A 15,935-nucleotide genomic window follows, 5' to 3' on the forward strand; every position below is an offset into this window, starting at 1 on the left:
CGTCGCCACACCCCTATGAAACTTCCCGGTATTTCGGGCTGTATGGAATAGCCCTGTTCACTTCGCAATCGTGTCGGAGCGCGATCTCATACAGCGCTATGCGGGAAAGCATGTACAACTCCTCGTCGCTGTCATTGTCCAGGTCCATCGAGACGTACCTGCGGAACACGGGCTCGAGCTCGCGAAGCTTCAGACGACCCCACGCTGCATCGCTCGGTCCGCTGTGCCCCGCGAGGTAGCCAAGCTTCTCGAGTTGATAGTCATATCCGTCGAGCTCGTCGCATGTGCAGCCGGCGTATATGAGGTGCTCGAACAGAATCCAGTCCGTGTCGTTGTCCGCAACTCCCGCATGCCCCACGCCGTTCCGATCCATATCGCGCAGAACGTTCAGCTGAAGCCCCAGGGCAAATCTCCACGCGTTCTTGTATCGCTCAGACGCAGCCCTGTTGCCGGCATTCGTCGGCTCGAATGCCATGACCCTCTCGGCAAAGTCGTAAACAAAGTCGTTGTTCGACCCAAAGCGCTCGATTTCAGCGTTCTTGAGGCGTTCTATGTAGTCGATTTCCGACTCGTCCGCACCGCAACCCGGAACCGGCGTATTGCGATATTCTTCAATCCTTCTCTCCTGGTATCGCTCTAGAGCCGCCCCAATCTTTCTGAGCAGGCTGTAGCGGTACTTGATGTGGGCGAACACCTGGTCCATGTGCACGCAGACGTCCTCACCCCAGCTGTTCGACTCGTTTACGAAGGCATGCCCGTGCAAATCGCAATGCCAATGGTCTTCGAGGAACGTTCCGCCCACCCATGTGAGATAGGGGCATGTGACGATGTCCGTCTCGTGATACATCCCCTTATAACGGTTTGTCTCCATGGGATGCACCGCGCAGAGTGAGCGCAGGAACTCAAAGTACTTCTTGTCGGTGCCTTTGCCGTTATCTCCCAGCTGGTGGAACGCTTCCGTTCTGGCATCCTCTACAGTTAAATCGACACCGAAGATACGAGCCAGCATGTCGACGCTGTCGAGCACCACAGACGTGTTGTTGATGAAGTTGATGAAGTCGAAGGCGCTGCGATAGTTTTGCTCACCAAGAGTCTGATCGTTCAAATACTCAACGGTGTCGCGGATGCGATGCACACATGCGCAGATGCAGTCCCATGCGGGCACGCCCCGGTATTTCTTCTTAGCAAATGCCTTCTCGACGAATGAGACCTGCTCGGTAATGTGCTCCTGGGCGTCGATGGCCTCGCTGAAGTCCTCGATGAGCTGAGGATCCAGATGAATCTTGTACCTCTTCCTCTCACTCATCACAATGCCTCGATCTCGCCCGACATGAGCTTAGGGAGGACATTGTTTCTGCCCTTCTGAAGCAGTGCAATCTTTTCGTAAAGAACGTCGATAACACTGAAAGCTGGAGCGACAGCAGCCTCAAACCGCCCTTGCAGTTCGACAGGCGGCACGAGTATCTTTGTATAGTCAAAGGCCTCTGGCTTGAGATGCCTGATTTTTGTTCCATTGGCCAGGGGCGACAAGAGTCTTGACACGTTCCCATAACGACAAGTCCCATACAAGTATGCCTTGCTGCCGTTCATTGGCCTAAGGCAAACCAAATCCATAGATGGAACTGCACCTGCAGCATACCTGGGGATGCGAGCGACGTATCCAGCGAGGCCCGGCGCCTGCTCCGTCATTGCCATGACAACATCATTTTTGTCTAATATCTGCTCCGCTTTGTATGCCCCGCTATATACACGCTCCGAGAAGGGATTATAGCCGCCCCATGAGGATACGCTCGCGAGGTTGACCATAGGGATGCCGCTTGTTACATCAATTTCCCCACTAGAGTAGGAGCATCCCTTCACAACTTGTGCGTATTCTGAAATAGGTATAAAAGCCCAATCAAGAGGTATTTCGCCACTAATTGCAGCGTCTTCATACCCAGGGAACCGTAGGTCGACGAACCACTCCTTGTAGAGCCGCTGCGCCGCTTCCTCGAGCAAGGAAATCTGCTTGCGGTTGTTCTCGATGAGTTTGTCGTACGCATCTAAAATTTCGGCAATCTTCTTCTGAGAACGCAAAGACGGATAGCGCACAATCACCCGCTTTAAAGCAGCGTTTGGAAGATGCTTAATGGTTGCACCACCTGTATAGTATTGGCGGATTTCTTTTGTCATTCCGATATACATCATGTAATAGAGCAGAAAGCGTGCATCCAGCTGCTCGCCAACCCGGACGCGATTAAGCGCCTTTTGGTAATAAAGTTCCTCTTCTCCCTCCCAAAGAGCGCAACGTCCAGGGTCTCCACCCTCACAAACAAGCAGATCGTTCTTTTTCAGTCGGAAGCGTTCGAGCTCGTTTTCCTTGAAGCGCATCTCTTTAACGCCATCGAGATTGAACTCATTCCACTGGACATTGTCGTTACCCAGATAGCGACGATATTCGCCCTGATTATTCTTTCTATCGAGCATTTTTCCAAGCTGTACTTCGGCCAAGTCGCCAAGGGCTGCTTGCTTCCATTCGCTCATAGCCCCATCTCCTCGAAATTCTTGGAGATGGCCATCATGAGCTCGTCGCTCTCGGCTTGGAGCCTCAACAGCTCGGAGTGGATCTCGCCCATGCGCTCGTGGAAGTCGACCCCGTCATCCTCTACTGGCGGCACGCCCACGTGTGCCCCCGGCGTGAGGCTCCAGTTCTTCTCCTCGATTTCCGAGCGCGTCGCCACCTTGCACAGTCCGGCAACGTCCTCATACTCACCAGCGTCGAACTTCTCGGTAAGCCAGAGGACTTCGTCGACAATTGTCAGCTGCTCTTCCAGCCCTGCAATGCGCTCGTCAAATGCGGCACGGACTTTCTTGCGCTCGTTACGTTTCGCAGCTTCAACAGCATCCTTCGCTTCGTCTTTCACTTCGGAGATAAACGTGGCTAGAGTCTCCTTTGCGCCTGCAAGGTCATCGATTCCAGAGACCTTCGCCAGCGCTGACCCCGCCTCACCGCCAATTAAATCCCCGGCTTCGCGTATCGCACTGCAATAATCGTCTATCAGCTCCTGGTACTTCGAGGTCTCTCCTCGGTAGAGCCAGACGATCGCGGTAAGGTTCTTCAGCTGCCACGGACTCCACTCGTTGTGGGTCGTGTCTATGGCGGTGTGATAGTTCTGCGCGTCAATGAAGAGCACCTTGTCCTTCAGCTCTTCCGGTTTTCCCTTGTCGAGGAACCACAGCGTGCAGGGAAGGCTCTTAGTGTAGAAGAAGTTGTTGCCCACGTAGAGCATCACGTCGACGTCACCGCTCTCCACGAGCTTCTGGCGGAGCCCGCGGTCCTTACCGGAGGAGTCGGTGGCAGAGCTCGCCATGACGAAGCCGGCGCGGCCGTTGCTGTTAAGGTAGCTGTAGAAGTAGTTAATCCACAGGTAGTTTCCGTTGGAGAACTCGCCCTTCTTGTTGATGCCCGAGAGCCCCAGCGGCATGCGGCCCGCACTCTGCGCGTCATCGGCTTTCACCTTATCCACGTTGAAGGGCGGGTTTGCGGCGACGTAGTCGCACTTACCGTCGAGCGAGTGGGCGTCGTGGTAGAAGGTGTTCGCAGCATCGCCCGAGACTATCTTGCCGTTCATGCCGTGCACCGCCATGTTCATGAGGCAGAGCTTGGCGTTGTACTCCACCTTTTCTTGGCCGTAGTAGGTCATGGACTCGACGGGGTTCCCACCGTGGTCGCGCACGTAGTCGCTCGCGGAGACGAACATGCCACCCGAGCCGCAGGCGGGATCGAGCATCACGCCTCGTTCGGGCTCTATGACGTTCATGATCATGCGGACCAGCGACTTCGGCGTGAAGAATACCCCATCGTCCGAGGCCACCGCGGGGGCGAACTTCCCCAGGAAGTACTCGTAGATGCGACCGATAATGTCGTCGCCGGCCTCGTCGAGAGCAGGGTTGTTGAAGATTCGCAGGGTCTCTGCGAGGAGATCGTCTCCGAGTTCGGTGTAGTTGTTCGGGAGGACACCGGCAAGCTGCTTGTTTTCCGCCTCTATAGACGCCATGGCCTCGTCGACCCTCTTGCCAAGATTCTTCTCGCCCTTGGGCAGGTTCAGGAGGTAGTCGTAGCGTGCCTTCTCGGGGAGATACATCGCACCGCGTTTGGTGTAGTCGGCAGGCTCGATGGGAATCGGCCTGCCTGTTGCTTTCGCCCGCTCTTCACGAATGGCCTTGTTGGCTGCCTTGAAGCGGCCCCACGCGTATCGCAGAAAGATGAGACCGAGCACCGGCATGCAGTACTGCTGGCTCGTGAGCTTGGAGTTAGCGCGGAGGTTGTCCGCTGCCTCCCAGAGCTCCTTCTCTAGTTTCCGGATGTCGGCCATTACTTGTTTCCCTTCGTCAGCTCGTCAATCATGCACATGCGCGAGAAGGCTCTGAAGCTTATCCTGCGCAGCGCCGCCTTTTCAGCAGCCGCCTCTTTGAAGTTCACGGGGATACGCATTGCGATGGTCGTCATCCCACCGCCAGCGAGACACTCTAGCAGCTCCATCTCGGTGGCGCTCAAGCTAACGAAGTCTGAGCACTTCACAAAATGCCCCCGCTCAGTCAGGCTGAATACATAATGAATACATTCTAGCAACAGCCGTATCGCAGCCTATCAGCCATCCGACCATCTGGCGTTTCTAATCAGCCCTAAGCAACAGCCTGTCTCGTGCGTACACGCCCAAGACAGCGCTTGTTAGCACCTGGCTCGCCCCGGATTGCGGCGGAGCGAATCCGGGGCCGCGCAGCGCCAATCCGGAGCGAGGGTCGCACATCCACGTGCGCACCGGCTACGCTCCTCCAAGCGGGGGAGGCCCCGCGCCCCTGGGATTCGCGGGCTTTCTCGCCCGCAGGGAAGATCAGAGCAGCATGGAACGATGCACGCGGAGGATATACGTGCGGGGTCACCGACGCCGACCTCGCCCGCGCCAAGGCGCTGGCAGGGGGAACGGAGCTCTCGGTGTCCGACCTCGTCCGGCTGCTCCTGCAGCTGCCGGCGGACGACGTCGCCGCGGAGTGCGCCGTCGCGCTGGCGCAAGCAAGGAGGCTCCCTCGACTCGGTACGCCGGGCGCCGGGCCGCTTGCCTCCAGCGTGCGCTCCATCGCAGAGTCGCGGATCCTCTTCCTCTAGGGGCCGCAATGCAGATCTTGAAGCCCATATCCGGCCACACCTCCTGCGCCGGGATATACAGGTACCTCACCAAGAACGGCAGAGCGCTTGCGCGCGACTTCCTCAACATCGACGCGCCGCAGGAGGGAGGCTTCGACTGGGCGGCCGTCATGGACGAGACCCGCCATGCCTACCGCAACGACACACCCTGGGGCGGCAGGCCCGCTCGGACCTACAAGCACTACGTGATCTCGCCCGATCCCGGCGACGCCGTCCCCCCTCGAGGGACTGCGCTGCCTTGCCGTCGTCTGGGTACGGGAGGACTTCCCCGACTACAAGGTGGCCATCGTCTACCACGACGACAACGCAGGTCGCATCCCGCACGCGGTCGAGTTCAGAAGCGTGCTCTCCGCCATCAGCGTCGAGGTCGCAGACAACTCCGCGAAGGCGACACGCCGAGACTGGGTCTACTCGATGGAAGGCCACCCGACGTGGCGCATTGCCAGTGGATTCCGGTAATAACAAAGCCTCCCGAAGGAGACTGTAACGTTTGGTCGCGGAGGCTGGATTTGAACCAATGACCTTTTGGGTTATGAACGAGTCAGGCTGGAGGCTCCGCAAGTTCTCCCTCGTCTACCTCGTCTGGATACACTGTGTTGAGCAGGCGTTTTGTATTATTTCGCGTCTCCAACGGTCTGTAGGAGTCTGCTCCTTCTGCATCTCCAACCTCGTTTTGGCAGTCATTTGGCGGTCACTTCAGCGGTCACAATGCCGGTCAGAAACGGCTGTTGAAAATCGAGTGGAAGGAAGTGGAGATGCAGAACCTTACCTACGCCAGCCGTGGTCTGGAGAGACGGAGAAACAGTGACCGATGGGAGGCGGTCCTCTCGCACACCGACCCGTAACGGGCGAGGTCGTGAGGACGTTCCACACGGTCGAGGGCAAGACGCGCCGGCAGGCGGAGCGCACGCGAGACGCGCTCACCAGGCGCACCCTCGACATTCTGCGCCTCGCGCGGGCGGGCGCCGTGCGCATCGCCAACGAGCTCGCACTCCCCTTCGGCGACCCCTGCATACCGGGAACGCAGGAGGAGAAGAGCGGGCCCTACAGCCCCACGCAACTCGGCAAGGACTTCGTCGACCTCTGCAAGACGAACGACTTCAAGGGCACCTCCCGCGACCCCGGGCACACCTTCGCCACCATGGTGATCGCGGGCGGCTGCGACGCGAGGGCCGCGGCGAGCTGTATGGTGCACGCGAGCGTGGGCACGACGTTCGACATCCACGCCGGCGTGGACCCCGACGCGAGGCCGGCGGCGGCGTCGGAGGTAGAGGGGAGCTTCGACGCCGACGTGAGCTCGTCGGCACTCTAGGAGCCGCAGACGGCGACGACAGCTGCTGAGCCAAAGGATCTCACGTTCACCGTGGGGCAGCTAGAGGCCATGCTTGCCGAGGTCAAGCGAAAGGAGGCCGACCATGAGGGCGCTTAGGGCACTGCTGCGGTTGCTGAAGGCCATCGCATGCATCACGCTGCGCTGGATGTAGCCGCGCCGCCAGAGCCTACTCGAACCCGAGGTTCGACCTCCGCGGGCCCCTTTACCTGCGAGGACCTCGGACGGGCCAGCTTTACTCGAACCTACTTGGACCTACTTCCGTCCTCCCAGTCGATGCCGACGCGTCCGTCGACTACACCGCGCGGCCGAGACGGGACTTTGGACCAGACGTCTAGCGAAGCGAGTTTCTCACACGATTAGTATCCAATTCGCCTTGAACAAAAAAATCGGAGGTCCTGGAAAGGGCCTCCGACCTGCGTTTATGGTGGGCGTTAGAAGATTTGAACTTCTGACCTCTTCCGTGTCAGGGAAGCGCTCTCCCCCTGAGCTAAACGCCCGAATCTCTGCTGCTGGGGTTGCAGCGAGGAGTATCTTACGCGAAAACGCTCATGTAACGCAACCGTCAATCGCAAGTTTTTCTCGCATCACAATTATTGCTCAGTAAGAAGGTCGCGACGAGCGCCGAAGGCCCCTCTGCTCGCCAGCGTCGTCGCCTCTCTCGCCAGCGTCGTCGCCTCTCTCGCCCGCGCCGCTCCAAGCTCGCCGAGTGCTACAAGCTCCGCACGCTGTCCTTCTCGACCAGACGCGGCGTGAGCATCCGCTCGACCGGCGGCGCGTACTCCGCGTCGTCGGCATGCTCCCCCACGCGCGCGAGCATCATCTCCACCGCCACGCCAGCGATGGCCGGCACGTTCTGCTCGATCGACGTCAGAGCCGGCTCGAAGAGCGAGTCTGCCGCGCTGTTGTCGTAGCTCACCACCGAAAGGTCGTCCGGCACGCGCAGGCCGTGCTCGTACACGCGCTTGAGCAGCCCCAGCGCAATGTTGTCGCTGCTCGCAAACGCTGCCGTGGCATCCGTGGCGAGAAGCCCCTCGGCCGCCTGCCAGGCATCGGGAATGTAGTAGTCGCTCTCGAAAACCAGCTCGGGGTCAAACGGAATGCCATGCTCGTCCAAGGCCCGTCGGTACCCCGCGAGGCGCAGACGGCCGGTGTTTGATTCGGGGTTGATGATGCACGCCACGCGACGGTGGCCATGGCGCAGCAGGTGGTCCGTCGCAAGGTATCCGCCAAGCTCGTTGTCGTAGCGCACGCGGTCACGGCTCACGCCATCAAGGAAGCGGTCGACCATCACGAGCGGCACGGGCAGCTGCGTAAGGTCGTCGATGAGCTCTCGATCGGTGGTGAACTCGTCCGAGACCACAAGGAAGATCCCGTCGACGCCGCGGTTCACCAGCAGCCGCACCAGCTCGGCATCGCTCTCGGAGGATCCGACCGAGTTAGTGATAAGCAGCAGGTAGCCCTTCTCGCGGCAGAGAATCTCGAGGCTGTTGGCGAGCGAGGCAAAGTACCGGCTCTGGATGTTGGGCACGACAAGCCCAAACGAATGCGACTGCTGCATGACCAGGCTGCGGGCAATCTGGTTGGGAATGTAATGCTTACGCTGCGCGATCTCCTTGATGCGGCGGCGGTTCTCCTCGCTCACGCGGCACGGTCGGTTGTTGAGGACGAGAGAGACCGAGGTGGGTGAGAGCCCTACCTCGCGCGCAATGTCCTTGAGCGTCACCTTTGGCATGGTGTCTCCTCTCGTCAAGCAGTGAGACAAAGGGACTGTCCCTTTGTCTCATCCGGGGCTACACTGTTGCCTGCAATGACCACACGTCAGGCGGAGGCCCCATGCAGTTCAACCCCATAACCATCGCGCTTATCGCCGCCGCGGCGGCCTACTTCATCGTCGAGCAGCTCATGCGCAGCGCGCGACTCAACAAGTTTGCGCTGCTCCTGCGCGACGGCCGCTGCGACGAGGCGCTCGAGCTTCTCGACAAGCCAAGCTCCAAGTGGCTCTACCCGCCGTTCAACAGGGAGTACATGAAGCTCAACGCCTACCTTGTGAAGGACGACGTCGAGGGCGCTTCTCGGCAGTTCGACGTTCTGCTCACCATGCGCTCGTCCAAGAACCAGCGCAGCGAGGTCGTGGTGAAGGCCTACCGCTTCTACATGGAGCACGAGCGCTACAAGGACGCCAAGCCACTGCTCGACGAGATAGAGAAGACTGCCGACAAGGGCGTGGCCAAGGAATCCCGACTCATGTGGGAGATTTTCGCCGAGAACGACTCAAGCCACATCACCGAGATGGAGCAGCAGTTCAAGGAGGCCAAGAGCCCGCAGCAGCGCATGCGGCTGGCGTTGCTCATTGCCACCCAGTACGAGAACGCGCACAAGAAGTCCAAGGTCGCCGAGTGGCGTGACAAGGCGAACGCTGCCGCGGGCGAGCTGCAGGACATGGCTCGCCGCTCGAGCGACAAGAAGTAGCCACCGCGGGGTCCTGCGTTTGGCCCCGCGACCCCGCTCGACCCCGCCGACTTCCGTAGGATGGTTTTCTCTACAATAGAAGAAATTTCTTCTACGAAGGTGAGGCGATTGCCATGCCGAGGATTGTTCCCGTGAGTGACTTTCGTGCTGACATCAAGTCCGTATCGCAGTTCACCGACGAGGGCGAAGTGGTTGTCCTCACGCAAAACGGACGTCCTAAATGGGCAATGATCGACTATGACACCTGGAATGCCGCAACAAGCGCGGAGGAGCGATCGTTCTCGCAGGCCATCCGAGAGACCGAGAAGCGCGAAGCGGCGGGCAACCTCACCCTCCTGAGCGCGGAGGAGGCACGAGCCGCCCTCAAGGCAAGGCGGACGTCGTGAGGTACAAGGAATACCTGCTCACCGATGATGCCGTCAGAGACCTCGGCGAGCTTGAGGACTACGTGCTCACCTATCAGGACGAGGCCTTTGTCGATCGACTTGAGGACGAGTTCTTCTCAGCTTTCGAACGACTGCTCGACGAGGCGGAGCAGCATCCCGTTTACCAGTTTGAGCCTCCGACGCCAACTCTTCACGAGTACCGGTCCACGAACGTCTACAACTTCAAAGTCTTCTACTACCTGAACGGGAAGCGTGTGGTCATATACCGTATCCGTCACCTGCTCTCGGACTTCTCGCGTGGGGCGTGGTAGGAAACGCGAAGTCGCCATTTATCGGCGCGGGGCGAAAGCACAGACGCGGCGCGCGGGGCGATTCCGGGTACGAACGCGGCGCCCCACCAAAGACGATGGGGCGCCGCATCGGGGTGAACGCTCTCGCTGCTACAGCTGAATCGAGACCGACTGGGGCTCGGTGAGCGGGGCAACCTTGGCATAGGTGCTTACGCGGTTGTCGTCGATGACGCCCTTCCAGTTGAGACCAAATCCAAAGTCGTAGGTGTTGCCTGCCGAGTCGACGTGGCACACCAGGTCGCGGGGCACGTCCTCGTCGTTTGCCTCGACGGTATCCATATCCGCGGGCTCGCGTGGGTGCCGGCGGGCCCGTGCGGGGTTCCGCGCGGGCCTCCAGAAAAACTGCGACTTAATTGCAGTCCGCAGAGGAAACTGCCGAGAAGAACCGCAGGCAGACGGCTTGCGGCCCTCTCGGACACTGCAACTAAGCCGCAGTTTTGGCGGCCGGGACCGTGGCGGGTCGGGACCGGGCCGGCCCAGCCGCCGCCGGCCACGCCGCCCGGCGCCCGTTACAACATCGCGGGGTTGAGCGTCACGCCAAAGTCGCGCGCGATGGCGCGCAGGTCGTCGTCGGTAATAGTCTGGCGCACGCCGCCGCAGGAAAGCACGCGCACGTAGATGTCGGCGCTCTTCTCGATGGTGTGGGCAAGCCCAAACGCGGTATCAAAGTCGGGACCGCTCACAAAGAGCCCGTGCATGGCCCAGATTGCCGCCTGGTACGTCTCCATCTTCTCGCTCGTGGCACGCGCGATGTCGACGCCACCGGGGACCATCCATGGCACCACGCCCACGCCCTCGGGAAAGACCACCGGGCACTCCGTGGCGCTCTGCCAGAGCGGACGCGTGAAGTCGCGGTCGGTGAGCGGCAGCACGTAGGTGAGCGCGATCACGTTGGTGGCGTGGCAGTGGTAGATCACGCGGTTGGCGCCGCCAGTCACGCGCTTGCGCACGCTGTGGTTCATGAGGTGCGTGGGAAACTCGCTCGTGGGCACGCCGTCACCGGGAAGGCCCCACACCACGCGCCAGCGCTCGCCCTTCTCGTCCAGCTCGCAGATACCAATGTTCGCCTCGGGGTCAAGCGCCACGTTCCTCATGTACTTGCCTGAACCCGTTGCCACAAAGTACTCCCCCGCCAGGTTGGGAAGGGCAACGCCAAGCTCGTGCCACTCGCGGGGCTCGTCAAAGAACGGACGCGCGGCCTCCACGTCCTTCTCGCTCAGACGATACGTGAGGTTGCCGCCGTTGCGCTCGTGCCAGCCCTGCAGCCAGCCGTCGTTGCACATGCGGACAAAGCCCTTCACAAAATCCAGGTCCACCATTGCCATGAGTCTTTCTCCCCTTCTCGCCAACGCCTACGCGCGGGTGCTCAGAACGTCGTCCTCGTACGACTTGACCTTGTCCCAGAGCTCGCCCTCGAGAGGCACGCCCTCGCGGCGGCAGTACTCGTCCCACACGTCGCCAAAGGGCATGCACTTGAACTGCTCGAGCACCAGCATCTTGCGCGAGTCCTGGAACGTGTTCTGCAGCTCCTTGAGCTGGTCCGTGGGCTGGAGCAGCTGGAAGAGCAGGGCCTTCTCCATGGAGCGCATGCCCGTTGCCCATGCGCCAATGCGGTTGATGGCAGCGTCGAAGAAGTCCATGCCGATCATCGACTTCTCCCAGGCGCCCGGCACGCGCACAATCTCGCCGGCCAGCTCGCGCAGGTCGTCGTTGAAGAGGGTCACGTGGTCCGAGTCCCAGTGCATGGGTCGCGTGACGTGCAGTGGCAGGCGATCGAAGAACAGCGCCAGCGCCGAGAGCTTGTCCGCCACGTTCTCGGTGGGGTTAAAGTGCCCGGTGTCGAGAAGCACGCAGGCGCTCCCGCCGTGACGCGCCGCCCAGCCCTCGTAGAGCTCCTGGTCGCCCACGGTAAATCCCTCGACGCCCAGGCCAAAGACCTTCTGCTCGAAGGCGTCCACCACGTGCGGCGCAGGCTCGGCGTAGATGCGGTCAAGCGCGTCGACCAGGTTCTTGCGCAGGCCGTAGCGGTCGGTTGGGGTGTCCTTCAGGCCGTCGGGAATCCAGAAGTTGAGAAGGACCTCGTCATCAAGCTCCTCGCCGATCTTCTCGGCAATCTGGCGGCAGCAGATGCCGTGGCGGATCCAGAACTCGCGCGTCTCCTCATCCGGCGAGCTCACCGTAAGGCCGTGGTTGACGCGCGGGTGCGAGAAGAACGTGGGGTTGAAGTCGATGCCAAAGCCCTTCTCGCGCGCCCACTCCACCCAGGGACGAAAGTCCTCGTAGGTGAGCTGGTCGCGGTCATGCCAGGGGTTCTCGTCCGTGAAGACCGCATAGCTGGCATGCAGGTTCACGCGCTTGGCGCCAGGGATGAGGCTCGCGGCGTAGGCAAAGTCGGCCGTGAGCTCGTCGAAGTTGCGTGCGCGGCCGGGGTAGTTGCCCGTGGTCATGATGCCGCCCGACGCGGGGTTGTCGCCCTGGTCAAAGCCCTGGACGTCGTCGCCCTGCCAGCAGTGCATCGAGATGGGCTTGGCTGCCAGACGCGCGAGCGCGGCCTCGGTGTCAATGCCGCAGGCGGCGTAGCGTGCGCGGGCAGTCTCGTAGGCCGTGGCCTGCGCGGACATGGTGCTTGCGTCACTCATGGGGTAGTACCTCCTTGATGTCAAAGCTTCTTGAGATTGCCGCGCGGGCAGAGGCGAGATCCGCCAGCTCGCCCGCGTGGATCATCTGCACAATGAGGTTGCCGAGCGCGGTGCCCTCGGTGGGACCGGCGTAGACGGGAAGCCCGCAGGCGTTGGCCGTGGCCTGGTTGAGGTAGGCGTTGGCGGAGCCGCCGCCCACAATGTTTACGCTGGTAAACGACGTGCCGGTGAGCTCCTGCATCTGGCGCACCGTGCGCGCGTAGTCTGCGGCCAAAGAGTCGTAGACCGTGCAGGCAACCTCGCCCGTGGTGCCGGGCACCGGCTGGCCAGCCTCCGCACACGCGGCACGAACCTCGGCCACCATGGAGTCTGGCGAGAGGAAGCGCTCGTCCTCCGCGTCCACGGTCGAACGGAAGCCCCGCTCGTGAGCGTCGCTTGCCGCCGAGACAAGCTCGCCCCAGGTGGGAAGGCTACCGTCCGGGCGTGCGGATTCCCTGCGCACGCACTGGATCATCCAGAGACCCATGATGTTCTTGAGGTAACGATAGCGGGCCTGGTAGCCGCCCTCGTTCGTAAAGTTTGCCGCCGCGCTATTGGGCGTGGTCACGGGCGCCGCCAGCTCCGTGCCAAGAAGGCTCCAGGTACCCGAGCTCAGAAACGCGGCACGATCGTCTCGCGCGGGAACGGCCAGGAACGCCGAGCCCGTGTCGTGCGTGGCGGGCAGAACCACCTCGGCGTCAAAGCCCACGCGGCGCACGACCTCCGGACGCAGGTGGCCCAGCGCGCAGCCCGGCATGGAAACGGGCAGGAAGATGTCTGTCGGCAGGCCGAGACGCCCGAGCAGCTCGCGGTCCCAATCCCGCGACGTGGCCCCCACCAGCGCCGTCGTCGACGCGTTGGTATACTCGTTGGCCTTCTCGCCGCAGAGCAGGAAGTTGAGATAGTCGGGCACCATGAGGAAGGTGCGCGCCGCCGCCAGCTGCTCGGGGTGCTCGCGCTTGAGGGCCCACAGCTGGTAGGCCGTGTTGAAGGGCTGGTACTGGATGCCCGTGCGTGCGTAGTGCTCCGAGAAGGGCAGCACGCCCGTGCGTTCTAGCTCCTCCCGCACGCCCTGGGTCCGCGCGTCGCGATAGCCCACGGCCTCGCCGAGGCGACGGTCGCTTCCGTCGAGCAGGACAAAGTCCACGCCCCAGGTATCCACGCCCACTGTGGCAGGCGTGAGGCCCCGCTCGTGCGCGGCGGCAAGCCCGTCGAGCACGCTCTCCCACAGGACGTCGATGTCCCAGCACAGATGCCCGCCGCGCCGGACGAGGCCGTTCTCGAAGCGATGAACCTCGGTGAGACGCAGCCGGCCCGTCTCGTCAAGCTCGCCCACGATGGCGCGCCCGCTGGAAGCACCAATGTCTATTGCAAGGTGGCGAAGTGTCATGGACTCTCCTTCACGTACGCTCAAGCGCGTGATGTCCTCGTATCACGCACTACAATACCTGCTGGACCATAAGGGTTGACCTCGGATTTGGTAATTAGTCACATAATTTCGCTAAACGTAGGTAAGAATTTTCTAACCGGTTCCTCCGCGCGCGCAGGCCGATCCTAGGTGCCTGTCACCGGGCGAACTCGACCGTCTGCAAATCGTTTTCATAACTTACGTATTTCTTGGTAACATATCCCACAATGAGATTGTGTCGGATTCGTCATCATTGCGGGCCACCGGCCCAAAATGCAGGACAGGGGGAGCACATGACAGACAACACGTCGACGGACGAGAAGGACAAGGGCTTCTGGTCTAGCCCATTTACCAGCTCGCTTGCAAAGCGCGACCGCGTTACACCGCCCGAGGTGATCTTTGGCTACTTCCTCGGCCCGTTTGGCGGCCTTCTCGCCAGCGGCATCTTCACGAGCCAGCTGCAGAACTACTTCACGGATGTCCTGCGCCTCGACCTCTCGTTCCTCACGGCGCTGCAGCTTATCTCGACCGTTCTTATCGTCATAGCCAACCTTATGGTGGGCCAGCTCATCGAGCGCACGCACTGCCTTGCCGGCAAGGCGCGCCCCTGGATTCTGCTTTCGGCACTCACGCTCGCGGTGTCCACGGTGCTCATGTTCTTTGTGCCGTTTGAGGGCGTCGCGCGCATGGTGTGGATTGCCATTGCGTTCAACCTGTACTACTCGGTGGCCTACCCCATCTACAACACCGCGAACTCGACCCTTGTCGCCGTTTCCACGCGTGACACCGAGAAGCGCGGCACCATGGCATCCTTCACCAACATTGCCGGCTTTGGCGTTATGGGTGCCGGAACCATGGTCTTCCCCATCCTTGTCTCGTTCTTCCTGAAGGAGGACCAGAACCTCTGGCTCCTTGCGATGTCCGCCATCGCCCTCTTTACGCTTATCACCGTCTACCTGCAGTTTCGCTTCACACGCGAGCGCATCACCGAGGAGGTAAGCGCCTCGCAGAGCGAGGGCGAAAAGCAGGAGGCGCCGTCGCTTTCGCGCCAGCTCTCCTCCGTCACGCACGAGCCCATGTGGTGGGTCATCATTGTTGCGTACCTGCTCTACCAGTTCAGCGGAGCGTTCAAGAACGGCTCGATGGTGTACTTCTGCAAGTGGGTTCTGGATAACAGCTACTTTGGCACCGTAGAGGCGTGGGGCGCGTCTCAGTCGCTCCTCAGCATCATGGGCGCCCTTCCCATGGCCGCAGCCATCCTCTTTGTGATTCCGCTGTGCAACAAGTTTGGCAAGCAGCGCGTGTGCATTGTGGGCATGGTAGTGGGCGTCATTGGCGGTGTCATTGCAGGTCTTGGCGGGAGCAATATTGTCCCTGTTGCTGCGGGCGTCGCGATCAAGTGCCTTGGGTCTGCGCCGCTTGGCTACATGATTCTTGCCATGCTCGCCGACGTAATCGACCACATCGAGTACAAGAACCACATCCGCACCGACGGCCTCACCATGTCCATCTACAGCTGCATCGCCGTCGCCGCCACGCCCATCTGCAACGCGATCTTCTCGGGCATCCTTGGTGGCGTGGGCTACGACCAGGCCGCCGACGTTGCGCGTGGCGTTGCCGCACAGTCCGCGGCGGCACAGGCGGCAATCGCCGGCAGCTACATCTGGGTTGAGACCGTTGCGTTTGCCATCTGCGGCGTGCTGCTCCTGTTCTTCACGGTTGAGAAGAACCTCCCGGCAGAGCAGGCGGCCCTCAAGGAGCGCAACGAAGGTGCAGTTACAGAGGCCAATCACGAGTAGGCACCGCTCGCCGCAAAAACCTCAATCGGCCACGAAAACCAACCTGTCCCTCCCTTCCCCGCCCCTCCGGCACGCACGTGCCGGAGGGGTTTTCGTACTACGGAAGGGTCCAGGCAATTAGGATCGGCAAAAGTACGTGCAGAAGTGAGGTTGTGTGGGCTCTGGGGGCACGAAACGGCACGGCCACGTGTTCAATAACGCCCCGGTGGCCATGACGTGGGAGGCATGTGCCCTCCTAACCCGAGTTCAACAGGCGTAACGTTTTTATTGTATTGCAATATTCTAGAGGCCAACTTCGAAGTGGCCCCTCCGGCGGAGGGGCCACTT

The 15,935-nt window shown here is 61.0% G+C and carries 15 protein-coding genes and 1 tRNA gene; 6 read left to right on the top strand and 10 right to left on the bottom strand.

Going from position 1 to position 15,935, the window contains the following annotated elements; genetic code table 11:
- Nucleotides 1-13: 13 nt before the first annotated feature.
- Genes BMX94_RS02060 through BMX94_RS02075 form a run of 4 tightly spaced genes read right to left on the bottom strand, consistent with a single transcriptional unit; the run spans nt 14 to nt 4,561 of the window.
- Nucleotides 14-1,306 (bottom strand): hypothetical protein, encoded by a 1,293-nt coding sequence (locus BMX94_RS02060; protein ID WP_091002916.1) that lies wholly within the window; start codon nt 1,304-1,306, stop codon nt 14-16.
- Nucleotides 1,306-2,523 (bottom strand): restriction endonuclease subunit S, encoded by a 1,218-nt coding sequence (locus BMX94_RS02065; protein ID WP_091002917.1) that lies wholly within the window; start codon nt 2,521-2,523, stop codon nt 1,306-1,308. The genes BMX94_RS02060 and BMX94_RS02065 overlap by 1 nt, the downstream gene beginning before the upstream one ends.
- Nucleotides 2,520-4,355 carry a type I restriction-modification system subunit M gene (locus BMX94_RS02070; RefSeq protein WP_091002919.1) on the bottom strand — a complete coding sequence of 612 codons (1,836 nt, stop codon included), beginning with the start codon at nt 4,353-4,355 and terminating at the stop codon, nt 2,520-2,522. Before BMX94_RS02070 ends, BMX94_RS02065 begins: the two co-directional genes overlap by 4 nt.
- Entirely contained in the window at nt 4,355-4,561 is a 207-nt protein-coding gene (locus BMX94_RS02075) for a hypothetical protein (protein WP_091002921.1), read from the bottom strand. Before BMX94_RS02075 ends, BMX94_RS02070 begins: the two co-directional genes overlap by 1 nt.
- 903 nt (nt 4,562-5,464) lie before the next feature.
- On the opposite strand from BMX94_RS02075, the gene BMX94_RS02085 reads away from it, so the two are divergent.
- Together BMX94_RS02085 and BMX94_RS02090 are read left to right on the top strand one after the other, a co-directional pair.
- Entirely contained in the window at nt 5,465-5,644 is a 180-nt protein-coding gene (locus BMX94_RS02085) for a hypothetical protein (RefSeq protein ID WP_091002925.1), read from the top strand.
- A 352-nt stretch (nt 5,645-5,996) separates the two neighbouring features.
- Nucleotides 5,997-6,497: a hypothetical protein gene (locus BMX94_RS02090; RefSeq protein WP_091002928.1), complete on the top strand. Its 501-nt coding sequence runs from the start codon at nt 5,997-5,999 to the stop codon at nt 6,495-6,497.
- A gap of 443 nt (nt 6,498-6,940) precedes the next feature.
- Here BMX94_RS02090 and BMX94_RS02095 read toward each other — a convergent pair.
- Both BMX94_RS02095 and BMX94_RS02100 read right to left on the bottom strand, forming a co-directional pair.
- A tRNA-Val gene (locus BMX94_RS02095) sits at nt 6,941-7,015 on the bottom strand.
- Between the two features lie 212 nt (nt 7,016-7,227).
- Nucleotides 7,228-8,250, bottom strand: coding sequence for a LacI family DNA-binding transcriptional regulator (locus BMX94_RS02100; RefSeq protein WP_091002930.1), 1,023 nt, complete (start codon nt 8,248-8,250; stop codon nt 7,228-7,230).
- Between the two features lie 101 nt (nt 8,251-8,351).
- Between BMX94_RS02100 and BMX94_RS02105 the strand changes: the two genes are divergently transcribed.
- The 3 genes from BMX94_RS02105 (at nt 8,352) to BMX94_RS02115 (ending at nt 9,684) form a co-directional block, all read left to right on the top strand.
- Nucleotides 8,352-8,987: a hypothetical protein gene (locus BMX94_RS02105; RefSeq protein WP_091002931.1), complete on the top strand. Its 636-nt coding sequence runs from the start codon at nt 8,352-8,354 to the stop codon at nt 8,985-8,987.
- A gap of 113 nt (nt 8,988-9,100) precedes the next feature.
- Nucleotides 9,101-9,373, top strand: a complete 273-nt coding sequence (locus BMX94_RS02110; RefSeq protein WP_091002933.1) for a type II toxin-antitoxin system Phd/YefM family antitoxin — start codon at nt 9,101-9,103, stop codon at nt 9,371-9,373.
- Nucleotides 9,370-9,684, top strand: a complete 315-nt coding sequence (locus tag BMX94_RS02115; RefSeq protein WP_177171290.1) for a type II toxin-antitoxin system RelE/ParE family toxin — start codon at nt 9,370-9,372, stop codon at nt 9,682-9,684. The genes BMX94_RS02110 and BMX94_RS02115 overlap by 4 nt, the downstream gene beginning before the upstream one ends.
- Before the next feature lie 129 nt (nt 9,685-9,813).
- On the opposite strand, the gene BMX94_RS02120 is transcribed toward BMX94_RS02115, so the two are convergent.
- The 4 genes from BMX94_RS02120 to rhaB form a co-directional block, all read right to left on the bottom strand.
- Nucleotides 9,814-10,002 carry a hypothetical protein gene (locus BMX94_RS02120; RefSeq protein WP_218138441.1) on the bottom strand — a complete coding sequence of 63 codons (189 nt, stop codon included), beginning with the start codon at nt 10,000-10,002 and terminating at the stop codon, nt 9,814-9,816.
- Nucleotides 10,003-10,232: 230 nt separating this feature from the next.
- Entirely contained in the window at nt 10,233-11,048 is an 816-nt protein-coding gene (gene rhaD / locus BMX94_RS02125; protein WP_091002937.1) for a rhamnulose-1-phosphate aldolase, read from the bottom strand.
- A gap of 27 nt (nt 11,049-11,075) precedes the next feature.
- Complete coding sequence (locus BMX94_RS02130; protein WP_286159988.1) at nt 11,076-12,362, bottom strand: L-rhamnose isomerase; 1,287 nt, start codon at nt 12,360-12,362, stop codon at nt 11,076-11,078.
- On the bottom strand, nt 12,355-13,791 hold the full coding sequence (rhaB, locus tag BMX94_RS02135) for a rhamnulokinase (protein ID WP_091002939.1): 1,437 nt from the start codon (nt 13,789-13,791) through the stop codon (nt 12,355-12,357). Before rhaB ends, BMX94_RS02130 begins: the two co-directional genes overlap by 8 nt.
- Nucleotides 13,792-14,102: 311 nt before the next feature.
- Here rhaB and BMX94_RS02140 point away from each other — a divergent pair, with 311 nt between their 5' ends.
- A complete protein-coding gene (locus tag BMX94_RS02140) occupies nt 14,103-15,608 on the top strand; it encodes an MFS transporter (RefSeq protein ID WP_091002941.1) in 1,506 nt (501 codons plus the stop codon).
- The last annotated feature ends 327 nt before the right edge of the window (nt 15,609-15,935 follow it).

The sequence above is a fragment of the Olsenella sp. KH3B4 genome, assembly GCA_900111695.1.
GTDB lineage: Bacteria > Actinomycetota > Coriobacteriia > Coriobacteriales > Atopobiaceae > Tractidigestivibacter.